The 26006-nt window shown below is 65.5% G+C and carries 28 protein-coding genes and 2 tRNA genes; 13 read left to right on the top strand and 17 right to left on the bottom strand.

The genetic code is table 11. The features are described from left to right. Positions 1-34: 34 nt before the first annotated feature. Both QX126_RS10255 and QX126_RS10250 read right to left on the bottom strand, forming a co-directional pair. Positions 35-1564: a TolC family outer membrane protein gene (locus QX126_RS10255; protein ID WP_315780765.1), complete on the bottom strand. Its 1530-nt coding sequence runs from the start codon at positions 1562-1564 to the stop codon at positions 35-37. Between the two features lie 637 nt (positions 1565-2201). Beyond that, positions 2202-2287, bottom strand: a tRNA-Tyr gene (locus QX126_RS10250). 216 nt (positions 2288-2503) lie between these two features. Between QX126_RS10250 and rlmB the strand changes: the two genes are divergently transcribed. Continuing rightward, complete coding sequence (gene rlmB, locus QX126_RS10245) at positions 2504-3334, top strand: 23S rRNA (guanosine(2251)-2'-O)-methyltransferase RlmB (protein ID WP_315737540.1); 831 nt, start codon at positions 2504-2506, stop codon at positions 3332-3334. 57 nt (positions 3335-3391) lie between these two features. Here rlmB and QX126_RS10240 read toward each other — a convergent pair whose 3' ends face one another. Then, positions 3392-3904, bottom strand: coding sequence for a hypothetical protein (locus QX126_RS10240; protein ID WP_315780763.1), 513 nt, complete (start codon positions 3902-3904; stop codon positions 3392-3394). Positions 3905-3961: 57 nt separating this feature from the next. Beyond that, positions 3962-4423, bottom strand: a complete 462-nt coding sequence (locus QX126_RS10235) for a hypothetical protein (RefSeq protein WP_315780761.1) — start codon at positions 4421-4423, stop codon at positions 3962-3964. Positions 4424-4785: 362 nt separating this feature from the next. On the opposite strand from QX126_RS10235, the gene QX126_RS10230 reads away from it, so the two are divergent. Both QX126_RS10230 and QX126_RS10225 read left to right on the top strand, forming a co-directional pair. Continuing rightward, positions 4786-5283 (top strand): hypothetical protein, encoded by a 498-nt coding sequence (locus tag QX126_RS10230; RefSeq protein WP_315780759.1) that lies wholly within the window; start codon positions 4786-4788, stop codon positions 5281-5283. A 193-nt stretch (positions 5284-5476) separates the two neighbouring features. Next, positions 5477-5551: transfer RNA gene (locus QX126_RS10225), tRNA-Thr, on the top strand. Between the two features lie 53 nt (positions 5552-5604). Here QX126_RS10225 and QX126_RS10220 read toward each other — a convergent pair. From QX126_RS10220 to QX126_RS10210, 3 genes are all read right to left on the bottom strand, one after another. Further along, complete coding sequence (locus QX126_RS10220) at positions 5605-6201, bottom strand: DUF2147 domain-containing protein (protein WP_315780757.1); 597 nt, start codon at positions 6199-6201, stop codon at positions 5605-5607. A gap of 172 nt (positions 6202-6373) precedes the next feature. Beyond that, the gene (locus QX126_RS10215) at positions 6374-7036 is read right to left on the bottom strand and encodes a DUF3313 domain-containing protein (protein ID WP_315780755.1); all 663 of its coding nucleotides are present in this window, start codon (positions 7034-7036) and stop codon (positions 6374-6376) included. Between the two features lie 158 nt (positions 7037-7194). Next, positions 7195-7779 carry a TetR/AcrR family transcriptional regulator gene (locus QX126_RS10210; protein ID WP_315780753.1) on the bottom strand — a complete coding sequence of 195 codons (585 nt, stop codon included), beginning with the start codon at positions 7777-7779 and terminating at the stop codon, positions 7195-7197. A 325-nt stretch (positions 7780-8104) separates the two neighbouring features. Here QX126_RS10210 and QX126_RS10205 point away from each other — a divergent pair, with 325 nt between their 5' ends. Then, positions 8105-8617 (top strand): hypothetical protein, encoded by a 513-nt coding sequence (locus tag QX126_RS10205; RefSeq protein ID WP_315737534.1) that lies wholly within the window; start codon positions 8105-8107, stop codon positions 8615-8617. A 72-nt stretch (positions 8618-8689) separates the two neighbouring features. Here the strand turns inward: QX126_RS10205 and QX126_RS10200 are convergent, their stop codons facing one another. After that, positions 8690-8797 (bottom strand): hypothetical protein, encoded by a 108-nt coding sequence (locus QX126_RS10200; protein WP_041750859.1) that lies wholly within the window; start codon positions 8795-8797, stop codon positions 8690-8692. A gap of 181 nt (positions 8798-8978) precedes the next feature. On the opposite strand from QX126_RS10200, the gene QX126_RS10195 reads away from it, so the two are divergent. Then, the gene (locus QX126_RS10195) at positions 8979-9224 is read left to right on the top strand and encodes a hypothetical protein (protein WP_315714645.1); all 246 of its coding nucleotides are present in this window, start codon (positions 8979-8981) and stop codon (positions 9222-9224) included. Between the two features lie 170 nt (positions 9225-9394). On the opposite strand, the gene QX126_RS10190 is transcribed toward QX126_RS10195, so the two are convergent. The 4 genes from QX126_RS10190 to QX126_RS10175 all read right to left on the bottom strand — a co-directional run bounded on the left by QX126_RS10190 (position 9395) and on the right by QX126_RS10175 (position 11802). Next, positions 9395-9634: a DUF6719 family protein gene (locus tag QX126_RS10190; RefSeq protein ID WP_315737532.1), complete on the bottom strand. Its 240-nt coding sequence runs from the start codon at positions 9632-9634 to the stop codon at positions 9395-9397. A gap of 220 nt (positions 9635-9854) precedes the next feature. Next, on the bottom strand, positions 9855-10568 hold the full coding sequence (locus QX126_RS10185) for a porin family protein (RefSeq protein WP_315771111.1): 714 nt from the start codon (positions 10566-10568) through the stop codon (positions 9855-9857). Between the two features lie 283 nt (positions 10569-10851). Further along, positions 10852-11298, bottom strand: coding sequence for a hypothetical protein (locus QX126_RS10180; protein WP_315776666.1), 447 nt, complete (start codon positions 11296-11298; stop codon positions 10852-10854). Positions 11299-11460: 162 nt separating this feature from the next. Next, entirely contained in the window at positions 11461-11802 is a 342-nt protein-coding gene (locus tag QX126_RS10175) for a hypothetical protein (protein WP_315771107.1), read from the bottom strand. Between the two features lie 290 nt (positions 11803-12092). Here QX126_RS10175 and QX126_RS10170 point away from each other — a divergent pair, with 290 nt between their 5' ends. Then, the gene (locus QX126_RS10170) at positions 12093-12638 is read left to right on the top strand and encodes a tetratricopeptide repeat protein (RefSeq protein ID WP_315737528.1); all 546 of its coding nucleotides are present in this window, start codon (positions 12093-12095) and stop codon (positions 12636-12638) included. A 144-nt stretch (positions 12639-12782) separates the two neighbouring features. Continuing rightward, on the top strand, positions 12783-14171 hold the full coding sequence (locus QX126_RS10165) for a serine hydrolase domain-containing protein (protein ID WP_315780751.1): 1389 nt from the start codon (positions 12783-12785) through the stop codon (positions 14169-14171). A 17-nt stretch (positions 14172-14188) separates the two neighbouring features. Here QX126_RS10165 and QX126_RS10160 read toward each other — a convergent pair whose 3' ends face one another. Continuing rightward, on the bottom strand, positions 14189-15781 hold the full coding sequence (locus QX126_RS10160) for a S10 family serine carboxypeptidase-like protein (protein WP_315780750.1): 1593 nt from the start codon (positions 15779-15781) through the stop codon (positions 14189-14191). A gap of 251 nt (positions 15782-16032) precedes the next feature. Here QX126_RS10160 and QX126_RS10155 point away from each other — a divergent pair, with 251 nt between their 5' ends. From QX126_RS10155 to QX126_RS10135, 5 genes are all read left to right on the top strand, one after another. Continuing rightward, on the top strand, positions 16033-16716 hold the full coding sequence (locus tag QX126_RS10155; protein ID WP_315780749.1) for a hypothetical protein: 684 nt from the start codon (positions 16033-16035) through the stop codon (positions 16714-16716). Positions 16717-16728: 12 nt separating this feature from the next. Beyond that, the gene (locus QX126_RS10150; RefSeq protein WP_315780748.1) at positions 16729-18882 is read left to right on the top strand and encodes an adenylate/guanylate cyclase domain-containing protein; all 2154 of its coding nucleotides are present in this window, start codon (positions 16729-16731) and stop codon (positions 18880-18882) included. Between the two features lie 161 nt (positions 18883-19043). Further along, entirely contained in the window at positions 19044-19823 is a 780-nt protein-coding gene (locus tag QX126_RS10145; RefSeq protein WP_315776673.1) for an NAD kinase, read from the top strand. A 124-nt stretch (positions 19824-19947) separates the two neighbouring features. Continuing rightward, entirely contained in the window at positions 19948-20493 is a 546-nt protein-coding gene (locus QX126_RS10140; RefSeq protein ID WP_172107934.1) for a response regulator, read from the top strand. A 124-nt stretch (positions 20494-20617) separates the two neighbouring features. Continuing rightward, on the top strand, positions 20618-21202 hold the full coding sequence (locus tag QX126_RS10135) for an Hpt domain-containing protein (RefSeq protein ID WP_315737523.1): 585 nt from the start codon (positions 20618-20620) through the stop codon (positions 21200-21202). A 170-nt stretch (positions 21203-21372) separates the two neighbouring features. Here the strand turns inward: QX126_RS10135 and QX126_RS10130 are convergent, their stop codons facing one another. The 4 genes from QX126_RS10130 to folE form a co-directional block, all read right to left on the bottom strand. Then, positions 21373-22548: a DUF2336 domain-containing protein gene (locus tag QX126_RS10130; protein ID WP_315754071.1), complete on the bottom strand. Its 1176-nt coding sequence runs from the start codon at positions 22546-22548 to the stop codon at positions 21373-21375. Positions 22549-22838: 290 nt separating this feature from the next. Continuing rightward, positions 22839-23870 (bottom strand): lytic transglycosylase domain-containing protein, encoded by a 1032-nt coding sequence (locus QX126_RS10125; protein WP_315780746.1) that lies wholly within the window; start codon positions 23868-23870, stop codon positions 22839-22841. 149 nt (positions 23871-24019) lie between these two features. Beyond that, positions 24020-24448: a phosphoribosyl-AMP cyclohydrolase gene (gene hisI / locus QX126_RS10120; RefSeq protein WP_315737520.1), complete on the bottom strand. Its 429-nt coding sequence runs from the start codon at positions 24446-24448 to the stop codon at positions 24020-24022. A gap of 29 nt (positions 24449-24477) precedes the next feature. Next, a complete protein-coding gene (gene folE / locus QX126_RS10115) occupies positions 24478-25185 on the bottom strand; it encodes a GTP cyclohydrolase I FolE (RefSeq protein ID WP_315737519.1) in 708 nt (235 codons plus the stop codon). A gap of 227 nt (positions 25186-25412) precedes the next feature. On the opposite strand from folE, the gene QX126_RS10110 reads away from it, so the two are divergent. Further along, positions 25413-25874 carry an iron-sulfur cluster assembly scaffold protein gene (locus QX126_RS10110; protein ID WP_315737518.1) on the top strand — a complete coding sequence of 154 codons (462 nt, stop codon included), beginning with the start codon at positions 25413-25415 and terminating at the stop codon, positions 25872-25874. The last annotated feature ends 132 nt before the right edge of the window (positions 25875-26006 follow it).

Genomic DNA, 26006 nt, shown 5'->3' with positions numbered 1-26006 from the left:
CCGGCGCGACATGCACCGGCTTTGTTAGTCTCACCTATTTCGGCGCGCGCCCGTTGGGGCTCTGAGCGAATCCGCCGTACTTTCCGGACGCGACGAACAGTGTCGTATCCTCAGGATCGCTCGAGGCCCACCGATCGCCAAAGGTAATCGGCGCAGGATGCTTCGGCGTACCAGCATGCAGGCCGAACATCGGCACCGGACCGGCGGAGCTCAGCGGCTGCGGTCCGGGCGCAGGCGCGCTCAGCCGAACAGGCGCCAGGCTATAGCCGATGAAGCCGCTCGGCGTGTCCACCGGCTCGGTCTCCGGAGGATGCCCGGTCTTCAGGTAGTTGAGCATCTGGCCCATCGCGGCGAGCAGCTGATAGTCAGCGAACACAACCACACCGCGCGCCGACACCAGCGACACGTTGGCATTGAAGTACTGGTTCTGCGAGTTCAGGAGATCGATCAGCGTGCGCTGGCCGAGTTCGTATTCCTTGTTGTAGGCGACGAAGGTGCGACGGGCCGCTTCGACATCGCGTACGAGGGCGGCGACGCGATCGGCGGTGATGATCCGGGCCGCCCAGGCCTTGTCGATCGACTCCAGCGCATCGCGCTGCAGCCGAGCGTGCTTCTGCTGCTCCTGGATCATCCGCTGCGCGGCTTCCTCACGGCGCCAGCTGTTCTGACCGCCGTTGAAGATATCCCAGGACGCAACGACCTTGCCGCTGACCTCGTCGTAGCGATTGGTGTAGGTGATCGATTCCTTGCCGGTCGTCGCGCGGCCTTCGAGCGAAAGCGTCGGCAGGAAGGTGCCGGTCGTGGCATCGAAGCCCCGCTTGGCAGCCGTCACATCCGCCGCGGCGGCGCGCAGGGTCGGATTGAACTTGTAGGCGACGTCGAGCGATTCCGCCTTGTCTCTCGGCATGTCGGACAGCCGGCCGGGGAAACGCAGGTTATAGGGCTCGACGCCGACGACCTTGCGGTACTTCGCCCGCGCCACTTCCAGGCTGAGACGGAATTCTTCGAGCACGGCCTGCGCTGCAGCGACCCGCTCCTCGGCCTGCTGGGTGTCGCCCTCGCCGGCCCGGCCGCCCTGGAAACGGGCCAGCACGTTCCTGCGCAGCTCGAGATGAACCTTGAGGTTCTTCTCGGCCAGCGCGACCAGCCTGGAGTAGCGCACCACGTCGACATAGGCCTCGGCGGCATCGAGACCGATCAGCTCGGTTCGCTCCAGCACGCGGTACGCGGCGGCATCGACCCGCGCGGCCTGGCGCCACACTTCATTGATCGAGGAAAAGCCATCGAACAGCAACTGACGGACCACCACGCCGGCCTCGCGGCCGCGCAGGTAGCGGCCATTATTGGCCGGCGCCGGTGAAACATACTGCTTGAGCATCTCGGGCCCGGCGCTCGCATCGAGCCGGACCTGCGGCAGCAGCGTCCCCTGGGACTGGCGAAGCTCGGCTTCGGTGGCCCGCCGGTTGGCGGCGGCCTCCCCGACACCGGGATTGGTCTTCACCGCCTGGTTGATGGCGTCCTGGATGGTGAACGGCTCAGCGCCCAATGCCGGGCTAAAGCTCATTCCCACAACACATATCAAAATCGGTGTATATATGCTCTTGAACATATGGAACCGATAACAAACGTGAGATCAGCTCGCAACGCGACTCGCCACAGTTGCGACGAAAAACCGCCCGGTTGTGGCAGAATAGCTACGCTCCGCCACATTCTTCGAGGCGAAAGATTCAGGATTCTGAAGCAAAATCAATGCGGTGGGAATGACGCGAAGCCGACGCGGTTGATTTAAAGCCAGCTATTTTTTTCATAAAGAAAATCTCGCGACAGAGAATGTCGCGTTTTCCGTGGTTGCTTCAATATATCGATCGCTTTCGCGGCATTAACTCGGCTGTGGCAGCCGGAACCTCACCCCGCGAGGGTGGACCGGCAACAAGCGATCAATAGCCCACCGTTGCCAAGCCGGCTTGTCCGGAGCCTGGGTTCTGGCGCGTCGTCATGGCAGCCGTGAGCGATTGCCGCCGAGGGATCGAGGAACAACCAAGGATACAATGGAGGTCACGATCGGTCGTTGGATTTCCGGATCTCGCCATGACCCAGATGCGACCCATTGATTTCGGCGCTCCATCTGCAGGGAATGCGGCGGCAATGCCCAGGGGGTCCCCGATCCTTGCAAAATCTCATCGAGCTGAGAGGCAGTAAATTGGTGGGGGAGGCAGGACTCGAACCTGCGAAGCCATGAGGCGGCTGATTTACAGTCAGCTCCCTTTGCCACTCGGGACACTCCCCCGTATCGACGGCAATTCGGGCCGGCCGCGGAACAGCAGCGTCGGGACCATCAGCGCCATGGAGACGGTAAGACCGCGGGGCCCGGATGAGTGGGCGCGCGCGGCCGGGGTCGTTATGATCGAACCCGCCCCTCGAAGTCAACCAAGGGACGACGAATTTTCCCGTCTCAGCGGTGCCAAATTGCCAGAATCCGCAGGCCGTGACAGAAGCTCGGGCCATGAGCGAACGCGACCGAAAGCCACCTTTTCGCCGTCCGGGCGGTAAATTCTCCGGCAAACCGCGCGGATTCGAGCGCCCCCAGCCGTGGCGGGAGCGCGGTCAGGACTCGGATGGCCCCGTCATTCTCTATGGCTGGCACACCGTGACCCTGGCGCTGGCCAATCCGAAGCGGAGGATTCGCAAGCTTTACCTGACCGAGAACGCTGCCCGCCGGCTCGCCGACGAGGGGATCGAGACACGGGTGACGCCCGAGATCGTGCGTCCCAGCCAGATCGACCAGCGGCTCGGCCCGGACGCCGTGCACCAGGGCCTGTTGGCGGAGGCCGATCCCCTGCCCTCGCCGGACATCGACACGCTCGCCGCCGAGGGGCTGATCCTGGTGCTCGACCAGATCACCGACCCGCACAATGTCGGCGCCATCCTGCGCTCGGCGGCGGCGTTCGGCGTGAAGGCCGTCGTCACCACCGGGCGCCACAGCCCCGAGGCCACCGGAGTGCTGGCCAAGTCCGCCTCCGGCGCGCTGGAACTGGTGCCGATCGTCACGGTGCAGAACCTCGCCCGCGCGCTGACGCGGCTGAACGAACGCGGCTTTCAGACAGTGGGGCTGGACAGCGCGGGCGAGGAGGACATCGCGGCGGTCGCCTTGCGCGAGCCGCTCGCGCTGGTGCTCGGCGCCGAGGGCAAGGGCCTGCGGCAGTTGACGCGCGAGACCTGCAGCGTCGTGGCACGGCTCGACATGCCCGGCGCCATCAAGAGCCTCAACGTCTCCAATGCCGCCGTGCTCGCACTCTATGTCGGCGCGACCCGCATCGGATTGATGCCGAAATGACGAAGCGCCCGCGCGCATGCGGCGCGCGGGCGCTGGCGTGAACGAAGGTGCGGCTGATCAGTAGTAGCGGCGCAGCACGCGCTGGCCGTGATAATAAGGCGAGGCGCCCCAGCGATAGGCGGGGCGGGGCTGGGCATATACCACTTCGGGGGCGACGCGGGTCGCCTCATAAGCATGCCGGCGGTGGTGATAGCGATAGACCGGGAGCGCCTGCTCCTCATAGGCCGGATACGGCGCGAAGGCGCCGGGACCGCTGTAGGTCGGACCCTGGTTGACATAGTAGTACTGCCGCGTCGGCTCGGGCAGCCGCTCATAGCTCGCGCCGCAGGCACCGCAGCCGTGGCCATAGGTGTAGCCGGGCTGATAGAAGTATTGCGGCTGATACGTCACCGTGGGCTGGTAGGTCACGGTCGGCTGATAAGTGACCGTCGGCTGATAGGCGACCTGCGGCGCGCACGGCGTGGCGTAGCCGCACGGCGTGCAGGCGGAGGCGCCGCAGGCGGCGGCCGGCGCGCTGCCAGCGGCGGCCAGACCGGCAATGGCGACAAGTCCTGAAATTATTCCACGCATAACTCTCTCCTGTTGACCTATTTTTGCTTGATTTGACAGTTGATGGCGAGCTGCTCGCTAGCGGCGGTAGGCCGGCGGTGAATTAGAATACCCGCGCGGGCCGCCATCAGGCGGAGCCAGGATGACGGCAGGCGGATACATCGGCACCGCCGGCTCCGGCGGCTGCATCTGCGACTGGGCACCCCATGAGCGCGAATAGCTCTCGGCCGGCTTCGGCAGCTTGCGATCGGCCGGCGGCTCGATCTCCATGCGGCCATAGCCCGGCCTCGCTCCGAGAGTCGGATAGTAATGGCCGACATGGGGCTCGGGCTCGACCGGTCGACCGCCATAGATCGTCGGCTGCATGTAATTGCCCCTGCCAAGACCGTACTGGCCTTCGACAACGGCGTAGGACGCATCGATGCCGTTGATGACGACGGGCACGCCGGGCCGCTGCGGAATGACGATCTCGAAGCCTTCGCTGGCGAGCGCGGCGGAAGACGCTCCAATCAGAATCACAAGAGCCGTTGTAATACGCATGAATTCACGCCCCGGTTGCCATCCTACCAATACCGCAACGCGCGCCCCGATGGGTTAAACGCGCACATCAATCTGCTGGTAAGACTAACGCGCGAGCCACCATTCCGGGTTAAAGCCCCGGTGGGGTTCGAGCGCGAGGGTTAATGGCTGATCATCAGCCGAGAGCGACAATACTGCCAGCATCAACCCCGCCTGCCCTGTCCGCGGGACTAACAGCCTTCGGGTCGGAGCAAGCCGGACCGCAACCGCTGCTCCGGCCTCGCAAAGCGATGGCCTCATGTCGTTCCAAAACATTCCCGGCGCGGCGGGAACGACGGGGCCGGCTTGCGCTTAGCAGGTGGGGCGCAACGACGGAGTATTCCATGACACGATTTGCTATTCTCGGGGCTGCTGTACTCGCAACGGCGCTCGCCGGCCCGGCCATGGCGCGCGACATGCATCACCGGCATATGAACCACCAGCAGGAAGGAATGATGCAGCATCGGCACATGGCCCGCCAGGACGGGGCGATGATGCAGCAGCGCACCGATGCCGGGTGGAATACCGGATGGAACAACAACGGCTGGGATCGCCGCAACAGCGGCTTCTGGCCGGCTGACGTCGCCGCTGGAGCGGTCGGCACCGCTGCTGGCATCGCAGGCGCAGCCATCGGAACCGCCGGCGCCATCGCCACGGCGCCGTTCCGGACCGCGGATGCCTATGCCTACAGTCCCGGCCCCTCTTACGGCCAACCGAGCTATGATCGCGGCCCGAACGGCTACTATGGCGACTGGAACAGCTACGCGACCCGCAACGGCCTGGTCTGCCGCCCCGGCACCATGTTCAAGGGCAGCGACGGGCTGATGCACATCTGCCAGTAAAGATCGCGCCGGAGCGGCTTCGATAATCGGCTCCGACAAGGGCGGCCCAACGGCCGCCCTTTTTGCTGGGTTGATGGGAGAGGCGGCCCTCACTCGGGGAGTAGCCGGACTGCATCAACTCTGGTAGGAACACCGCGCTTCGCGAGACCTCGTCGCAATCTGAGGACGAGATCTTCGCCACCAATGTGCATTCGCCGGCTTAGCTCAGCGGTAGAGCAGCGGTTTTGTAAACCGAAGGTCGGGGGTTCAATCCCCTCAGCCGGCACCAGCTTCCGTGAAGTTGGGATTTGCTGCGGCAATCGCTATCACCGGCCTTAGGCGTCAATTCACCCTCGTCCTGACCGCTGGCTTGGCGATACCGGTCGCCGACGGCGGCTTGGGCGCAGTCCACTCTGGATCCGGCAACGGCCCGCCGCCCTCGCCGGTCGCTCCGATGAGTTGGCCGGGCACCTGATCCGTCACCAGCACCCAGCCTTGCGTCGCGCAGAACAGCCCGAGCAGACAGCCCTTGACCGCCAGCATCTTCGGGCCCTCGCGCCAGATCGAGACGGCATAGGTCTTGCCGTCCTCGGCGTTGTAGACCTCGCCGCTGTGACGGCCGTCGGCGTTCAGCTTCAGGCCGAGCAGCATCTGGTGGCCGAGCAGCAGACGGCCGCGCCTGGCCGGATCCGGATTCAGCCGGTCACGGAACGGCTGCCCCTTGGCATCCGCCGTCTCCTTCATCCAGACGATGTAGCCGCAGACGCGATCGGCCATGGCGCCACAACGCTCGATGCGGACGCGGGCGCGGCCGTCCTCGGTCAACCATGTGCCGAGCGGATCGCTGACGGGGGCGGCGTGACCGCGGCCCTCCGCCATCGACAGCAGCAGGCTGACGACGATGCGCAGGCCGACGCGCAGAACGAATCTCAATGTCATGTCCAGGGACCCCGTTGTCTCCACGGCCTCGAGCCACGCGCTCGTACGGCGAGATTGACGTCGCCAATGGCTGCCGGACATTTGCCGGTGCCCTCGATGCGAAAGCACGCGAAAGACGGCTGCGCGGCGGGCCGCCTTCTGGGGCCCCTTCGCATGCGTCTGCACTGCTCGCTCACTGGAGCTGCGCGACCAGGGCATCGGCCCCCTTGTCGATCCCGGCTTCTGCGGCCGCGAGCGCGCCGACGCTGGCCTTGATGTCATACGGAGAGGGATATTGCTTGCTGACGAAAGCGTTCAGCAGCCGCCCGCTCGCGGCATCGAAGATCTCGGCCGCGTAGAACACCGAGCCGGTCAGCAGCCCCTCGCCGTCGCGGGCGCTTTGCACACCGTTGTAGACGGCGCCGGCGAGATCGAAGCGCGAGGCGGTGCCGAGCACCGGCGTGTTGGCGACGGCGCCGGTCAGGGTAAGCCGCACGCGCAACGTGGCCGGCCCTCGCTGGCTCACGACCCGGAAGCGCGCCGACAGATTTTCCAGGAACCGCGACCGCATGTAGGCGGCGAGCCTCGCCTTGTCCTGCTCGGACATGTCGCCGAACTGGTGATCCCTGCCGCGATAGATCACGACCGGATCGAGCATCACCTTGTCATAGCTGCGCCAGTCCGCGGCAGCCGCGTAGCGGTACGGCACCCGCCCCGACAGGTCGACGGAATTCGGCGCCAGATAACGCGCCGAGGCCACCTCGGAATAGGCCACCGGCGTCACCGTATTGCAGCCGGCGCAAAGACCCGCCGCGGCAATCGCCGCAAAGCCGGACACCCGGACTCGAATCGTCATTCCCTTTCTCCTCACCTGCGCGGCTTGTTGCGAAGCACAACCAGCGCCCAATCAATAAAACCGACCAGACGGTTTGTAAAGAAGCTCGGTGAAGATTGCGTTAATGTCTCGGTGGGATGCGACCCGGCGCCTGCCGAAGAAGCGGCTTTCGAGGCAGATCAGCGGTCGGACGGGACGCGGTGCTCGAACCCCGTCCATTGGCGGTCGTCGAGCAGGCGCGCAAACAGGCGGTCCAGGTCCGGCTGCTCCAGCGGCGAGACGCGCAGCATCGTCATCAACGCAAGCCCACGGGCCGCCGCCCATCTTAGGACCGCGAGATCGGCGTCCTCGGCCTCGCCGCGGATCTCGGCTACTCTCTCGGCATCCTTGGCACGGGCATCGGCCAGCAATCCCGGCTCCTGGGCGAGCGCGCCGAGCATGGCCTGCGCCACCGAATATTGCTGGGCGATCAGCTCCCGCGAGATCGCGATCTGCGTCGCGAGCTCGGGCTGATCAGCCGCTTTGCCGGCTTCAGCCCTGTATCTGCTGGCGAATTCGTCGAAATGCAGGAATTGCTGTTCCAGCAGAGCCTTGAGCACCGCTTCCTTGTTGGGGAACTGGTGCATCAGCCCGCCCTTGCTCAGCCCGCTCTCGCGGGCGATGGCGTCGAGCGTCAGCCGCCCCGGACCATCGCGGGCGATGATGGTAAGAGCGGCGGTGAGCGCGGCCTTGCGCGACCGCTCGGAGCGTGAAGGGTTGTCCATCGAAGACTGCGAAGTGCTCGGGCGGCGCACGAAGGTTGCGAGCAGGAAGATGCCCCGACACCGAGGCGGCTCCGTCATAGGGGCGAGCCACCCTCCTCTGTCAAGAAGAGCTCCGGAAAAAAACCGCCGCGCCTCAGGAACCATCTGCGCGGGATTGAATTTCTGCTATCACCTTCCGCGGGTGGGGGACGAAACGAGTTCAGACTGTGGCAACATTGTTGTCACATCTCATCTAGAACTCCTGCTTATCCCCAGAAGTCACTGGTCTTCAACTTGATTTCGTCAGCCGCTTTTGTTGCAATTGAGGCATCGGGGGACAAGCGTCATGACGTGGAAGGAAGAGCGTGATGCACTGATCGCGCAGACCATGGCCTTCGTGCAGTCGGTCACCGGAAAGCCTGCCGACTTCGCCCAGTTCGAGCTGCCTGCCGTTCCAGCCGACACCCCCGCTACGCCGCAGCAGGCTGCGGTCGAGCGACCGACGCATGTCACCTTGGAGCGTGTGCTCGCCGCCCGAGCCGAAATCGGGGCATGGCGCGGCGGCAACGCGCAAGGCGAGATCCCCGGCGCGGTCGCGGAGGCTGCAAGGCCGAGTGCGCCCCACTCCATCGCGTCCGAGGCTTCGTCCTCAGCCCTGAGCCCAGCCCCCCCGGAGCGTTTCACGAGCATCGCCTCGCAACTCGATCTGCAGCGCGACATGCAGGCAGAGATTCGTGCCCGGGTTGCTCGCTTCCGGGCCCACCAGGAGCGCTTCAACCGGGAGCGCCAGGAATATTTCAGCGCGACACTCGCGCGCCTGAAAGCATCGGCCGAACGGAGCGCCCTCCCTGAGGACTAAAGCCGGCCGCGCCAGAGGTGCACAACGGCCGAGAGTGCACAAAAGAACGAATCCCGCAATCGACGCGCCCGCTCACAGCCAGGCGCACAGCAGCGCCACATTGGCGACGAAGGCGAGCAGCAGCCCAAAGGCGAGCGTCAGCTGGATCCGCCCGCAAAAGATGTGGAGATCGGTTCCCATGAGCTTAACCATCTGGCGATTCTAGCCCCGGAGTCCCACGGATTCTTTTTTCAAAAATTTAGGACTCGTTTACGACTCGGCCGCGCCGAAAAGGCCCCTTTCCTGCCCCAGGCGCGCCAGTGTCTCGCTACACGTGCCGTTCATTCTCGGTTCATCCTTCGCTTCTCTGGAGCTGCTTGGAATGCCCTACGCGCTATTTTGCAACGACGCCAAGTTGAGCAAAGCCTATCCGACCGAGGGGGATGTCTGGCGGCTGGCGCGGCAGAGCGGGCTTGTGGTGGACGTGATGATCAATGCGCGATCGACCGCGCATCTGCAGCTCGACAATGATTACGAGATCAGACCCTGCGCCGCCGAGCCCGAGGAAGATCCCTGGCAGAACCGTGCCGAGGCCGAGCAGGAGTTCAACATCCCGTTCGCATCCTGACCGGCTGCGGCGGAAGCCCGCCTTGGGTCACACGCGGCAGAAGAGATGCACGCCGTTATGCCCGTCCGCTCCCGCGGACGGCTTGCTTTCATCAAAGATTTTTCGACAGACAGACCCGCGATCAGCGGGCAGCCGGAGCTGCAGCTGGAAGGTCGCCATGAAGCCCGTTCTCAGGGCGTCGCCGTCGCCAGCGATACCGTCTCGGCCGGAAGGGCGACACAGGCGCGCTTGCGGCTGACACCGCGGATCGCACCGGTCACCTTCAGAACCTTGCCCGACGGGCAGGACGCGGTTTGCACCAGCGCCACCTCGTAGGGGGCCAGCATCAACGGTTCGGACTTCAGAACGGTCTGGGCGGAGCACGGCAAAACAGCCGCCGACAACAACAGCACGGACACCAAGATACGCATGTGGGATGATCCATCAAACCAGCGGACTGATAATATCAACTGATGGCGAAAGTTTCACGAAGGTTTGAAAATTTTTTTGCACTGCGTGAGCGATCCCGAAACCATCGACGGCAAACCGCCGGATAGCAATACACCCGCACCAGATGGCGCGGGCGTGTTGGAAGTGAGGCGTGAACCGGTCCCCGCCGGAAGCCGCCGGCCGCGGGCTCGGTGACCGCGCTTAGTACTTGCTGGCGGCCGGTCCGCCCCAGCCGAAGCGGTAGTTCACGCCGACCTTGACCGTATGCTCGTCGCTGTTGAAGCGGCTGCCCACAACCGGAGCCGGCCCAGCCGTGAAGGTCGTATTGCCGAAATTGTAATATTGATACTCGGCCTTGGCCGACCAGTTCGGTGCGAACATGTATTCGAGGCCGGCACCGACGGTGTAGCCATCCTTGGTATTGCCCGACGTGGTGAAACCCGTCGGCACGCCGGCGACGCTCACCCCGAGATTGTTACCGTCCCGCCAGGCGTAGCCGCCCTTGGCATAGAGCAAGGCCGGTCCCCAGGTGTAGCCAAGACGGCCGGTGACCGAGCCGAGCTGGTTGGCGCCGGTCGAGGTCACGACCGCAGCCCCCGGGAAGCCGAAATTGGTCGTATTGCGATCCATCCAGCTGTACTGGGCTTCGATGCCGAGCACCCAGTTCGGGGCAAACTGGTAGTCGAAGCCGCCCTGCACGCCGCCGAGGAAGCGGCCGTTGTTGCCTTCCAGGCTATTATTGCCCGCGAAGGCGCCACCAAGGTGACCACCGAGATAGAAGCCGGTCCAGTTGTAGATCGCCTGGGGCGGCGTGTAGACGGGCGCCTTGGTGTAGGTGCGCGGAGGCATGTCGGCGGCGAAAGCCGGGGCAGCCAATGTGGTCAGGGCCACTGCACTGAATAAAAACCGCTTCATGGGACGTCCCCGTTATTCGTCTGCGACATCTATCGAACATCATGGCCGCATTTGGGTTGCCCGGCGGCGGTGACACAGCTGTGATTGCTGCTGCGGTGTCACCAGAGGGCAACAAAGGCCTTTTGTTCCATAGGCTTCCCGAATATTTCGTGAAGCTGACGCCGCGCCCGATATTTGGTCGCCGCGAGGCAGCAAAGCGTTCGGGCCATCCCCGATTTGTGATCGGGCAAGCCGCTTGGCAAGGTGCTGCGACGACGTGGCAGGCGGCCGAAGACGTCGCGGCCTAACGCGTGAGGCCGGCAAGCTCCGGGAATGGCGCGTAGGTCGACCCGGCACAGAGCTCGCCTGCATCCTCGACCAGACGATCGAACCGGCCGTCGACGAACACCGCCGCGCGCTCCTGCGCCGGACGGTAGCTGCCGTCGGACTCGCGCGCCGCATAGCGGAGGCAGCTCACATAGCGCAGCCGGCCACCGACCGTCCGTTGCACCGGCTCCGCCATGACGCCGTCGCGCACCCCGACCGGATTGTTCAGGTAGGTCCTGAGATAGGACAGGATCTCGCTGCGGTGGTTGGCCGGAAACGGCTGGCTGCCGACGCCACGATCGCCGGTGTAGGAGATGCCGCGATTGTCCTCGCTCATGAACGCGGCGGGACCTCCGCTGGCGCACCCCGCCAACAGCAGCGCCAGCGCGGTTGCCGGCCACCAGCTCGTTCTCCCCATCCCCAAGGCGCCCAACTCTTGAAAGCCAATCCCGCGGCCGTTCTAGCTCAAAGCCGGAGGCCGGGAAATCCGTCCCGGCTCACGCCTTCGTCAAGCCGCTGCCGCCGGAGCGCTCTGGCGCGCTCCGGCGGCCAACGACCAGATCGGCTCTGCGTGACCTTGGCCGGATCAGCCGCGGCGGGTCGCCGGCGTCACGCGCTTGAAGCTCACCTTGTTGTGATGGCTGAGATGCGCCACGTGGCGATGCTTGTGGCGGACAAGCGAGGCATGCGGCTTGGTCTTCGTCTTGCCGACGGTGGGCTTCATCTCGTTGGCCTTGTCGCCGGCCTGCGTCGCGCCCGGCTTGGTGGCGTCGGTCTTGGCCGCATCGGTCTTGCTCACATCGGTCTTCGCGGTGCCAGTGGTCTGGCTGGACTTCGCGGACGTGTCGGTTTTTGCAGGACCAGCAGCGAACGCGGGCGCAGCCAGGATCGACGCGGCGAGCAGAGCAACAGACATTGACTTCAGCATGGTCGTCTCCGTGATGTGAAGATCTGGAGGCACCATCCAGTCTGGATGGGCTCGTGATCATGAAGGCGACGATAGGGAACCGGCACTGAACCGCCCCTGAAGTAAAGTGGTGTTTTCAGTTCATGGACATGAAGGGATAGTCATCGAGGTGACTGGTCTGTCATCATGTCGTCCGTATAATGAACCGATCGCGGCGCAAAATCCGCGCAAATGGCCGGGAATATTTCGCAGCTGCGGGAGTTCTTCTCCGTACGCAGTCACCTGTTGGATCGACAACTCGGGAGATACGAATGAAAAAGTCTGCGATCAGGATTGCCACGCTGGCTCTGTTCTCGATGGCCGTGGCCTCCGGGCCGCTGCTTCTGTCGAAGGCCTATGCCGCGGGCAGCGATACCCCGTCGTCGCCGCCGGCGTCGGATTCAGGCAAGAAGAAGAAGGACAAGAGCTCGAGCATCGAAGATCCGAAGTTCCTGGCGGCCTATCGCACGGCCTACACCTCGATCTACGATCGCGGCGACTACGCCACCGCGATCCAGCAGCTCAAGGCGCTGAACCGCGAGGACGTCGCCGACGTTGCCAACCTGATCGGCTACTCCTACCGCAAGCTCGGCAACTACCAGGCCTCCAAGCAGTACTACGAGCAGGCCCTGGCGGATGATCCGAACCACGTGCGCACCTGGCAGTATTACGGCCTGTGGCAGCTCGAACAGGGCAACCGCGAGCAGGCCAAGTACCACCTCGACAAGGTGGCGCAGCTCGCCGGCACCAACAGCGCCGAATATCGCTCGCTGGCCGACGCGCTCGAGAAGCAGCCGGGCACCGGCCTCGTCTACTAAGACGCGATCGGACCAGATCCGATCTCGACAGTGGCGCAACCCGAAGGGGTTGCGCCATTTTCTTTGTCCGCTGCCCTTCGTCCGCTATGGATGGGATGTCGTGCAGTCCATTTTCATCACGTCTTTTGAACGGGAGATTGCCTCGTGGAGTCCTGGCTGGGCGCAGCACTCGATTACATCAAGGATTGGCTGGCCTTTCAGGTCGCCGTTTCGGAGCAACCCGGCTGCATCCTTGCGATTGCCCATCGCGGTGAGATCGTCCTGGAGGCGGCCTATGGCCACGCCAATCTCGACAGCGGCGAGAAGCTGACGCCGCGGCACCGCTTCCGTATCGCCTCGCACACCAAGGCGTTCACCGCCGCCGGAATCATGCGCCTGCGCGAGCAGAAGCGGTTGAAGCTGGACGATCCGGTCGGCGGCTACGTCAAGGATCTGCATCCGGATGTCGCCGCAGCAACATTGAACCAGCTGCTGTCGCACACGGCAGGCCTGATCCGCGACGGCAAGGATTCCGGCCAGTTCACCGACGGCCGATCCTATCTCGACAAGGACGAGCTGCTGGCCGAGCTGAAGCAGCCGCCGGCGATCGATCCCAACAGCCGGTTCAAATATTCCAACCATGGCTACGGCCTGCTCGGCCTGGTCATCGAGGCGATCACCGGCGAGCCCTACCCGGCCTGGCTGCAGCGCGAGATCATGACGCCGCTGGCCTTGCGCGAAAGCGCGCCCGACATGACGCTGCTCGGCAAGGGTGTCCCGTTCGCGCGCGGGCATTCGCGCATCGTGCCCGTGGGCCGCCGAGTCGTGATTCCCGGCGACAATCCGACCCACGCCATGATGGCGGCCGCCGGCATCGTTGCGACCGCCGCGGACACTGCCCGCTTCTTCGCCCAGCTCGCGCCGAACGCAAAGAAGAGCCTGCTGTCGGTCGCGAGCCGCCGCGAGATGGTCCGGAGGCAATGGCGCGTCCCACAGGACATCGAAGAGGCCTATTACGGCCTGGCCCTGATGAGCGGGACGACGGCCGGCTTCGACTGGTTCGGCCATGGCGGCGGCTTCCAGGGCTACATCTCGCGGACGTCAGTCATCCCCTCGCGCGAGATCACGATCACCGTGCTGACCAATGCCGTCGACGGCTGGGCGCCGGGCTGGGCCAACGGTGTCAAGTTCATCCTGCAGGCCTTCGCCACCCATGGCGCGCCGTCGCGCAAGACGCGCGACTGGACCGGGCGCTGGTGGACGCTGTGGGGCGCCGTCGATCTCGTCCCCTTCGGCGCGCAGGTGATGGTCGCCAATCCGGTCTTCATCAACCCGTTCATCGATGCCGCCCGCATCGAGGTGACCGGCCGCGACACCGGCCGCATCGTCCAGGCGACCGGCTATGCGAGCCACGGCGAGCCCGTCCGGCGCGTGCGCACCAAGTCCGGCGTCAGCGAGATCTGGCTCGCCGGCGCGCGGATACGGCCCGAGCGCGTGGTGAAGGCCGAGATGGAGCGGAAGTATCCGAAGGGCCGGCGCAAGAAGGACTCATAGCCCGGGTGTCGCTGCACTCATCGGGCCTCCTCCCTGCCCTCCTTCATCAACGCCTCGGCCTCGCCGCGGAACGCTTTCCGCGCATCGTCGCGGGAATAGAACATGTGCCCGCCCGGATAGACCACGAGCTTGACCCGCGGCGGTCGCGCGAAGGCCGGCAATTGGTCGAGCAGGATCTTCGAGCCGTAATACGGCGTGGCGAGATCGAACAGACCGTGGCCGACCAGGAGCTTGAGCTTGGGATCGAGCGCGAGGATCTGCCGGAGCTCGCCGGTGGACTCCGGCGGGCTGATGCCCTTTCCGAAATCCCATGACCGGTTCACCGCCCCGCTCAACAGCTCGTAGGAGCCGTCGGGGTGCCAGTTCAGCTTGCGTGTCGTCAGCTCGACCGCGGCACTGGTCAGCGGCGCGGTCAGCACATCCCCGGATGGATCGGAGCTGCGCGAGCGACTCGAATCCGGATAGGGATCGATGCCCAGCACCGAGCCGTCATAGCGTCCGGCGATGCGGCCGTTCTTGCGGTCGAACTCGCGGCGAAACTCCGAGACGTCGAACCGGCCGGCCAGCCTGCGGCTGACCGCCTGGTCGATGCCGGTGAGGCTCGCGACCCTGTCGGCGAGCCGGTTGGTCGCTTCCGTATCGGCCTCGCCCTTGACGAGGTCGAGCAGGAAGTCGCCGCTGGCGTAGCGCTCGACGTCGGCAAGATCGGCGCGGGTGACCGGCCCCTTCATCTGCTTCGCGACGGCGGCATAGCTTGGCAGGCTCGCGACATATTGCATCAGGCTCGAGCCGGAATAATCGCGAAAGTCCATCAGTGGTGAGAGCAGGATCAGGCCGCTGACGCCGATCCCCTGGTCATGTTGAAGGTTGTTGACGATCTTCGGACCGCGAATGCCGCCATAGCTCTCGGCCGTGATGAATTTGGGCGAGGCGAGCCGGTCGTGCTTCTCCAGCCAGCGACGCACCACGAGCGACAGCGAACGTACGTCGCCGTCGACCGAGAAGAACCGTTTGCGCACCTCGTCGCCGGTCGCGACGAAACGGCTGTAGCCGGTCCCGACAGGATCGATGAACACGAGATCGGTAAAGTCGAGCCAGGTGTCGGCATTGGGCATCAGCTCCGGCTTCGACGAGGGCGTCACGCTGGCCGCATCGATTCCGATCCGCCACGGACCGGCATTGCCGAGCTGCAGATAGGCGGACGAGGCACCCGGCCCACCGTTGAAGAAGAAGGTCACCGGGCGGCTGGCGCGATCAGCACCATCGAGCTGATAGGAGGTGTAGGCGATGTCGGCCTGCGGCTCGCTCTTGTCGTCGAACAGGCGGATCGAACCGGCAGTCGCCGTGAACGACAGCGTGCGATCGGGCAGCTCGACCTTTTGGGTCGTGGTGGAATCCGCCGGGAGCTTGTGCTGCTCGGCTGCCGATGGCGAGCTCGGCGGGCTTGCGGCGCGATTGCCGGCCGATCCGGTTCGGTGCGCGCCGGGAGCCGTGGTGTCCTGCGCCGCCGGCGGCGCGTCCTGCGCGTATACGGCTTGGCCGGCGAGCAGCGCCGTCAAGGTCAGGGCCATCACACGGGACCACACGACGGACGATCTCGAACCTGCCATCAACTCACTCCCTGGACGATGGATTGGCGCAACGCGCTACCCTTTATCGCTTGCTTTACAAACGCATGAACCGCGGCTTGGGACCAAGCTCAACCAACTCTTCCGTGATCCAGGTCACATCCGGAGCAGTGCCCGTTCTTCGTAAGGTGTGTTATGGGCTCGAACCTCTCCATCGCCTCCGGCGTCCCACCACTGGGACACCCAGGTTTGGGCCAAGAGGCGCGCCGCCGATTGCGATCACGGAGTTCATCATGAAGTTGCCGACGCTCATCATCGCAGCCCTCATCGGGCTCGCCGGACCGGCCATGATTGGACCGCCGGCGGCCTGGGCCGGTCCGCCGGCGGCGCTGGTCGAGGACGTCCAGGGGGATGTGGCCGGCGCCGAGCTGATGGACTATGTCGCGCCCGGCCAGGTGATCAAGCTCGGCCCGGATGGCGCCGTGGTGATGAGCTACCTCAAATCCTGCCGGCGCGAGACGGTCAACGGCTCCGGCAGTGTCACCGTCGGACCCGGCGAAAGCACGGTCGACGGCGCGACGCTCAAGAGCGACATCGTCAATTGCGACGCCAGCCATGCGCAGGCCACCTCGCGTGAGACCAGCGAGGTCGCGGCCACGATCGTGCGCAGCGTCGGGCCGGACAGCGCGCCGGTGGCGCAAGCGATCATCTACAGCGCGTCGCCCATCTTCGAGGCCAAAGGGCGCGGCACGCTGATCGTCGAGCGGCTCGACCAGCCCGGCGAGCGCCAGCAGGTCGAGCTCTCAGGCCGGCAGTACAAGGGACGATTCTACGATTTCGCCGGCACCAGCCACCCGCTTACTCCCGGCGGCACCTATGTCGCGAGCTTCAGCAACGCGCGCATCGTCTTCAAGGTCGACGCACAGGCCAAGGCGGGCCCCGGCCCTGCGGTCGGGCGATTGATCCGGTTCAACTGAGACCGAAAGCTCTTGTCGGTGGCGATCGGACGCCGGACGCGCGACGCGGTTGCCGTCATCGCCATTGCGCTGGCGTGCGCGGGCCTGTTCGTGTCGCCGGCCTTCGAGCGCGGCCGCGGCCTGTCGCTGGACGCGCTGACATGGCTGCACTTCGAGACCTTCGGCAACCGCCACGATGCAGCAGCGAGCCCGGCCGTGGTCATCGCGGTCGACGAGGAGAGCTATCAAGCGCCCCCCTTCAAGGGCGCGCCGCTGTTGACCTGGACCGGCGAGATCGGGCGCGTGATGACGGCCGTCCTCGACGGCGGCGCCAAGGTGGTCGGCTTCGACATCGTGTTCCAGACATCGATCGAGCAGTCGGAGATTCCGCTCGGCGACAGCACCCTTGGCGAGAAGACGCGCGGCTTCGATCGCGACTTCCTGCGCGCGCTCGCTGCCGCGGCCGCCGGCGGCAAGGTGGTGCTGGGCGAGATTTTTGCCGAGCCGCCGATCCTGCCCGCGCCCGGCCAGCGCATCGCGGTGCGCCAGCAGCAGAACCTTCGTCCGCTCAACACCTATACCGACAGCGATGATGTCGTCCGCCGCCATCCGTTGACGCTGTCCGTCGATGGCAAGGCAGTTCCGAGCATGGCGCTGGAATTGGCGGGGCGCGCAACCGGCACCGCGCCGGTCATTGCCGCTGATGGCGTCACACTCGGTGAGTACAAGGTGCCCGGCAGCGTGCCGGGCACCATGACCCTGAATTTCGCCGGCGGCGCCCAGGACATCCCGACGTACTCGTTCGCCGATTTGCGCGCCTGCGTGCTCAAGGGCGACAAGGACTATTTCCGCCGCGAGTTCGCCGGCAAGGTCGTCCTGCTTGGCACCGTCGGGATCGAGGATCGGCGGCTCACCTCGAAGCGCTTCGCGACCCGCGCCGAGGGCGCGCGCCGGCCGCGCTGCGTGCTGGACGAGCGCAGGATCACCGAGACGTTCGCCCGCAGCACCATTGCCGGCGTCTACATCCACGCCACGGCGGTGAACAATCTGGTGCGGCAGGACGCGGCCACCGAGCTCGGACGCCCAGCAATCTTCGCCATCGCCGCAACCATCGCCCTGCTGGCTGCGCTGCTCGCCCGATTGCTGCGCCCCGCCTCTGCAGCGGCCATCCTGGCAGGGCTCGCGCTGCTCTACACCGCGCTCGCCGCCGCCTTCTTCGACCATGCCTACGCGCTGCCCTTGACGGAGCCGCTCGCGGCCGGCGTGCTCGCGCTGGCTGCGACCACCGGCTATCGTTTCATGGTCACCGACAAGGACCGCAGGCTGCTGCAGAAGAGCTTTGCCTATTATCTCGCACCGCACGAGATCGACCGCATGCTGGCCTCGCGCCGGCTGCCGCAGCTCGGCGGCGAGACCCGCGAGGTCACCGTATTCTTCTCCGACATCGAGGGCTTCTCGCGCCTCGCCGAGCAGATGACGCCGGAGCAGCTCATGGCGCTCACCAATGAATATCTCTCGGCCATGACCGACGTCATCGAAAGCCACGACGGCTATGTCGACAAATACATCGGCGACTCCGTGGTCGCCGTGTTCGGCGCTCCGCTCGACGATCCCGACCATGCACGCAGCGCGGCGCGTGCGGCGCTCGACTGCAAGGCGAAGCTCGCCGAGCTCAACCTGATGTCGACGGCATTCCAGGGCATCAAGGTGGCGCAGCGCATCGGCATCAACAGCGGCGCCGCGCTGGTCGGCAATTTCGGCTCACAACGTCGCTTCAACTATTCCGTCATGAGCGACGCCGTGAACGTGGCCTCGCGGCTCGAGGGCGCCAACAAGTTCTACGGCACCACGATCATTGCCTCCGAGAGCACGGTGACGCTCGCCGGAAACGAGTTTGCCTGGCGCGAGCTCGACACCATCCGGGTCAAGGGGCGCGAGCAGTCGTTGAAGATCTACGAGCTGCATGGCCGCGCAGCCGAGCTCACGCCGGAGGAACAGGCTCTCCTCACCGGCTACGCCGCAGGCCTCGCGCATTGGCGCGCCGGCGAACTGCCGCAAGCGGTCGACTGCTTCGCGCGGGGCGCACCGAGCGATCCGCCAAGCCACTTCTTCGCCGAACGAGTGAAAGCAAGCTTGGCGACCGGGTCCTTGGCCTGGGATCCGGTGCGCAGCCTACAGGAAAAGTGACGCCACGATGACTTCCGCGCGTGCGCACACGTCCGGGCCATATCAGCCTCATCCCGGCCCCATTGCCCCGGGATACCGGCCGCGATGGACAAGCACGGGCAAGGTCGGCTAGACGACACGGCGCCTGTCACCGGCCAACCGACCAGCGAGCCCTGCGACGCATGACCACGTCCAAGCGATATGAGCGGATCGCCTTCGTCGCGAGTCCGAGTGCCGAAGCCCAGGCCGCACTGGCGCAGCTCTCCGCGCTGTACGGCAACTCCGATCCGGACCTGGCGGACGTCGTGGTCGCGCTCGGCGGCGATGGCCTGATGCTGCAGACGCTGCACGACCACATGCGCTCGGGAAAGCCGATCTACGGCATGCATCGCGGCACGGTCGGCTTCCTGATGAACGAGTTCAGCACGATCGATCTGCACGGGCGGCTCGAAGCGGCGCAGGAATCGGTAATCCATCCGCTGCTGATGCGGGCGACCGATGCCGCTGGCGTCGTTCACATCCACCACGCCATCAACGAGGTCTACCTGTTTCGCCAGACGGCGCAGACGGCGCGGCTGCGCATCCTGATCGATGAGCGCGAGCGCATGCCGGAGCTGATCGCCGACGGCGTGCTCGTTGCCACGCCCGCAGGCTCCACCGCCTATAACCTCTCGGTGCAGGGCCCGATCCTGCCGATCAACGCCGCGCTGCTGGCGCTGACGCCGATCAGCGCCTTCCGGCCGCGGCGCTGGCGCGGCGCCCTGCTTCCGAACACGGCCTATGTGATCATCGAGGTGCTCGAAGGCGACAAGCGCCCAGTCGCGGCGGTGGCGGATCATGACGAGGTCCGCAACGTCCAGCGAGTCGAGGTGCTCTCGGACAAGACGATCTCGATGCGGATGCTGTTCGACGCCGGCCACAGCCTGGAAGAGCGGATCCTGAGCGAGCAGTTCGGCTACTGACATCGGGCGCTTTTCCGCGCCTTTTTCCTCCTTCGCCGCCCTGGGCAACGCTTTGTTAACCCGCGGCTCCGTATGGTTAATGCGGGTATACCGCCATCACCGGTGATCCTTTCAGGCCGGCCAAATGTACCGCATCGACTTCAACAAGCTGCGCTTTCTCGTCTGCGACGACAATCCGCACATGCGCCGCATCCTGCGCACGCTGCTGCATTCGTTCGGCGCCCGCGAGGTCAACGAGGCCGAGGATGGCGCGACCGCACTCGAGATGTATACTCATTTCTCCCCCGACATCGTCATCACCGACTGGGCGATGCCGATCTTCGACGGGCTCGAGCTCGCGCAGATGATCCGGCAGCCGGAAGCCAAGGGCAACCCCTACGCGCCGATCATCATGCTGACGGGACATTCGGAGAAGCGCCGCGTCACCGTCGCGCGCGATGCCGGCGTGACGGAATTCCTCGCCAAGCCGATCTCGGCGAAGGGACTGTATCAGCGCATCCTCAACGTGGTTGCCAATCCGCGTCCGTTCATCAAGACCAAGACCTACTTCGGTCCGGACCGGCGCCGCAACACCAACACCGCTTATATCGGGCCAGAGCGTCGGATCGGCGGCGAGGCCGAGATCTTCCAGCAGCCGTCACTTCTGGATAAGGCGCGCTCCGCAGTTTAGGAGCGCGGCAGTGAGCCCGCGTTAACGCAATCCGGGGATCGACGCCCAGAGCGCCCAGTTCCTCGGCTATGAATCGGGGCAATGAGTCGATTTGCGTTGTTCGGCATCATCAGGGGATATCGAGATGGCGAAAGACAAGGCCTCGGCGATCCAGGTCAAGACCTACACCTCGCATCACGTCATCACCCAGCCCAATCCGCTGAAGAAGGTGCTGCGCCGCGCCGAGGAGAAGGATCTCGACGATCCTATCGCGCGCGCGGAAGCCGCGCTTGCCGGGCTATCCGGCGAGTTCAAGTCGTGGATGGACACCGAGGCCGATCGCCTGACAAAGGCTTACGGTGCCGTTCTGAACAATGGCTTCGACGACGACGCCTGCGAGGAGATGTTCCGCGCCGCCCACGACATCAAGGGCGATGCCGCGACCTTCGGCTATCCCGCCGCTGCCGAGGTTGCCGACAGCCTGTGCCGGATCATCGAGCACGCGCCGGATCTCGAAAAGGTCCCCGTCGAGTTGTTCGAGCATCACGTCAACGCCATCCAGGCGATCGTGCATGACCATACGAAGTACCACAGCCCGACCGTCGCTGCCGAATTGAGCCGCCGGCTGCGCCGCGTCGCCGACGACTACCTGCTCCAGGTCAACCGCAACCGGCCGGAGCATCTCGAAGCGATCCTGGCGCCGAGCCTGGTGCCGAGCGATCAGCCGTAATCGGATGGCGATCACGTAGGGTGGGCAAAGCCGCCGCCGCAAAGGGGCGGCAGCGTGCCCACCATGGATCAGCAATCTCTCGGCAAGTCGGTGGGCACGGCGCCACCGCGCGCTCGAACGTGGCGATATCTGCGACGCGCCTTTGCCCACCCTACGGCAGCGGACACGCCTCACGCCGCGATCAGTCCGAACTCCAGCCCGGCCACGAAATCCTCCGCCATCACCTCGTCGCAGAACTCGCGGGCCTCGTCGCGCGCGGATTCGGTGGCGAAGCGGCGCAGCAGGATCAGCAACGGCTCGGCGGCATCACGGTCGGTGGCGCAATGGGTGAGCACGCGCTCCACCATCTTGCGGCGCAGGATCGCTGCTCCGCTCAAGGTGTCGGCAAATCCATTCTCGCGGCAGACTTCGAGCGCGATGCTGAAGGCCTCGAAGGTGGTGTCGGGAATGCCCGCCTTGCGCAGCAGCCCCTGCAGGCTGGCGCGGCCGCGATCGTTGAGCAGCGCCGACACCCGGGCCCGCGGCATGTCGGCGAGCTCCGACAGAGCGATCTCGAACAATTCGACGTTGCCGGAGAGAAGTGCGCGCAGGATCAGGCCCGCGGTGAGTTGCGAGGTTGCACGCAGATGCTGGACCAGCCCGCGCAGCTCCTCGCCGCGCGACCGCGCCGCGATGGTAATGGTCGAGCGGTCGCGCGCCTCATTGGTGATGCGCCCTGCTTTGTCGGCACTGAGCCAATTCCTGGCGACGACGAACTGCGCCAGTGTCTCGGAGAGCTTGTCGACCAGCGCCGCCCGCGTCGCGGCCGGCAGGTCGTCCAGGACCAGCATCGCTTCGCGGATGGCGGCGAGATGGCCGTGGCGCTCGACGATGCGGTCCCAGGAGAACGGCGCTAGCTCGGCATAGGCGTTCTCGATCAGCTCGAGCGCGGCGGCGGCGCTGCCGACTTCGGCGATCGCGGCGCAGACCGGCGCCGGCAGGCCGACGCGGCGCGCGATCGCGCATTGTGTGTCGGAGTTGCCGGTCGCGACGATGTCGACGAGGTCGGCATCGATCAGCAGCGGCGAATGTTCGAGGATGATGGCGGCGACAGAAGCCTGGTCCGTGGCGAGCGCCTGGACGATGGCGGCCGGCGCCTCCTCCGAGCGGGCGAACACCTCCGCCATGGCCTGACGCACCAACGGCGACGGATCGTCCAGCAGCATGAGGAGCGCGCCCTCCGCGGCGCCGCGATCCTCATCGCAGAGATCCGACAACAACCACGCCCGCGCGAGCGCCCTGGTGGCCTCTGCCCGCTCACCGGCGGGTGCGGTTCTGACCCAACTGAGAAACTGCCGAACGATCATGGTCTTTCCGGCTTACGCAACTTGCAGACAAAGGCCACGAGGGCCTCAACAGCACCGAAAGTAAACCACGACGCTTAACAAAGCGTTCACCATAAGTAGCTGGTTTTGTTGATGTTTTGTTAAGGAGGGAAATCAAAACTATATTATGCCACCTCTGAATGTCTCATTTGGCCGTAATCCAACGGGCGAAATGCGGCCGCCGCCGGCAGCGCAAGCCGTGGCGAAAGGTCGAAAATAGTTCTTTTTGATCAATGGTTCAGCGACGAGTGCGGACCGCCTTAGCCGGCACATCAGCCCGAAAAGGTGCCGTGGGGATCGCTGAACAGGTCGAGTCTGCGCTGGCCATTGCCGCCGCCATCGTTACCGCCGCCCTCCGGCGAGGCCGCGCTAGCGACCGATGAGCGGCCCCACAATTCGCGGACGGTCGGCGAGACCGCCTGGCTCGACTGGCCGTCAACCTGGAATAGCGAGCGAAACATCGGGTCCGCCGGCCGGTTGGCGGCCGATGCGTCGGCCGTCGTCGAAGATGCGGCTTGCGACGAGCCGCGCGCATCCGGAAACATCGACAGGAAGGTGGCGGTGTCCGTCGTCGGCAGCGCGCCGCCGCCGGCTGCATTGGCCGCGACATTCGCCGATGCCCCTCCATAAAGGGCGAGCGCCCCGCGCGTCGCCGAGGAGTTGGCGGCGCCGGCATAGCGCGTGTTCAGCACCGCATAGACCTGGGACACGCTGCGGGCTTGTCCGTCGCGATCGTAGAAGATCGGCCGGTTGGCCGCGGCGGCGCCGGGAAACATCCGCGCGGCCGACGCATTCGGCGTCTCCTGGGTGCTGGTGATCAGCTTCGCGGCGCCGCCGACACCCATGAAGTGCGCCATGTAGAGCTCGGCATCGGTCGGCCGACGGCCGATCTTGCCGGCGAGCTGGAAGCTGTTCGATTGCGTGAGCGCAGCGGCCATCGCGGACGACGCCTGCGGGTCGTCGCGCAGCTTCATGATCGCCTGCCGCATTCCGGGATCGCTGACCGTGTAGTCGCCCGACGATGTCCGGGTGATCGCGTCGGCATATTGGCCATAGCCGAGATCGGCGCCGGCTTCCTTCACGGTGCCGAGCCAGGTCTGGTCGATGAACTGGTAGAGCCCGCGCGCTGATGACGTCGAGGCGCCGGCGGTCGGATTGAAGTCCGACTCCATCTTGGCGGTCGACAACAGATATTCGAAGCTGGTGCCGACGCTGTCCGCGGCCTGCTTGATTGCGCCGGCGACCTTCGCCCGGACGCCATCGAGGAAACCGGTGGACGAGGAGTTGGATGCGTCGACCGACATGGGAAGACCCGCTGTTTGCAGATTCGCTGGCAGACGAACGCGCCGGAAACGTCCGGCAAAATGCGGCGGGTATGGTTAATGGCGGGTTAATTCGCAGGGCCCGACCGGGCCAATGAACGACCGGGCACGTCAGGACGCAGGTCGCTGGCCTACTTGCGATAGACCTCGGCGGGATCGAACAGCCTGTCGGCATCGACGAACACGAGCCGCGCGCCACTGCCGTCATCCGATCGCTCGACCTTGCGATAGAAGCAGGAACGGCGGCCGGTGTGGCACGCCGCGCCGGCCTGCTCGACGCGCAGCCAGACCGCGTCCTGGTCGCAATCGGTGCGCATCTCGACCACGCGCTGGGTCTGGCCCGAGCTCTCACCCTTGCGCCACAACGCATTGCGCGAGCGGCTGAAATACCAGGCTTCGCCGGTCGCCACCGTCTTGCGCAGGGCCTCCTCGTTCATGTGGGCGACCATCAGCACGTCGCCGCTCACGGCATCGGTCGTCACACAGGTGACGAGGCCGGCCGCGTCGAACTTGGGCAGGAAGGCCAAGCCCTCCTCGCGCTCAACTGAGGATGAAGACACGAAACTCTCTGCTCAACGGGTTGGCAGGCTTACCGTTGCGGCGACCGCACCATGGACAGGAAGCGCGACTGCTCGGCCGGATTGTCCCTGAACATGCCGGTGAAGCGGCTGGTGAAGGTGATGGCGCCGTGCTTGGCGACGCCCCGCACCGACATGCAGGTGTGCTCGGCCTCGATCATGACGGCGACGCCGCGCGGCTTCAGCACCTCGTCGATCGCGGCCGCGATCTGGGCGGTGAGATGCTCCTGGGTCTGCAGGCGGCGGGCGAAGATGTCGGTCAGGCGCGCCAGCTTGGACAGGCCGACCACCCGCTCGACCGGCGTATAGGCGATATGCGCGCGACCGTAGAAGGGCATCATGTGATGCTCGCATTGCGACGTGAACTCGATGTCGCGAATCAGCACGAAGTCGTCATAGCCGGCGGTCTCGCCGAAGGTGCGGTCGAGCACCTCGGCCGGGCACTGGTGATAGCCCTGGTACAGCTCGTCATAGGCCTCGACGACCCGGCGCGGCGTGTCGACCAGCCCCTCGCGGGTCGGATCCTCGCCGATGTAATTCAACAGCGTATAGACCGCGGCCTCGGCCTCGGCCCGCGACGGCCTGGCACGGTCGGGCCGCACGGCGGCAGCGAGAAACTCGGCGGGATCGAGCTCTGCAGCGCGAGCGTCAGTCAGCTTGGCGTCTAACGGCTTGCCCTCGGGCTTGTTCGCACGCAACGTCTTGATCAAAGTGTCCATCTCAACTCCGTTCGACCGGTCGGCGGTCCGACCGGAGTGTCACCGGCACAGCATCACCTTGAGGGCGTCACCTGCAGAGGTGCCACACGCAGGCTTGGCGCCTCTCGCGCCGGACGCCTGTGGATGTGGCTGGAATTCCTGCCAATCGTTTCCATATACTCGCAATATAGGGCGATGAAACCCGGCCGCCAAGGCCGCCACGCCGGTAATTCCGGGACGTCAGGCACATGCTGAACGACATCTACAACAAGCGCATCATCGAGCTCGCCGGCAACATTCCGCGGCTCGGACGGCTGGACCACCCGGACGCCACTGCCACCGCCCATTCCAAGCTGTGCGGCTCGACCGTCAAGGTCGACCTCAAGATGGACGGGCCCGTGGTGACCGACTTCGCCCATGACGTGAAGGCCTGCGCCCTCGGCCAGGCCTCCTCTTCGATCATGGCCCGCCACGTCGTCGGTTCCAGCGCCGCGGAGCTGCGCGAGCTGCGGGAGACGGTCCGGAGGATGCTGAAGGAGAACGGTGCACCGCCGGAGGGCAAATGGGCCGACATTGCCCTGCTTGAGCCGGTGCGAGACTACAAGGCCCGCCACGCCTCCACGATGCTGACGTTCGACGCCGTGGTGGATGCCATCGGCCAGATCGAGGCCAAGACCAACGGCGAGCAGCCGACCGCGGCTCAGGGCTGAGGCGGCACCGCTTCCCACCCGTGCGTGCAGACTGACAGATCCATAGCCCGCATGAGCGCACCGGCATGCGGGAGCGGTCGTCGGCAAGCTCATGATTGGACGCGGAGGTCCGGCTCGCCCCGGCGACGTCGA

It is taken from the genome of Bradyrhizobium sp. SZCCHNPS1003, assembly GCF_032381555.1.
GTDB lineage: Bacteria > Pseudomonadota > Alphaproteobacteria > Rhizobiales > Xanthobacteraceae > Bradyrhizobium.
This window is presented reverse-complemented; position numbering and strand designations above follow the sequence as displayed.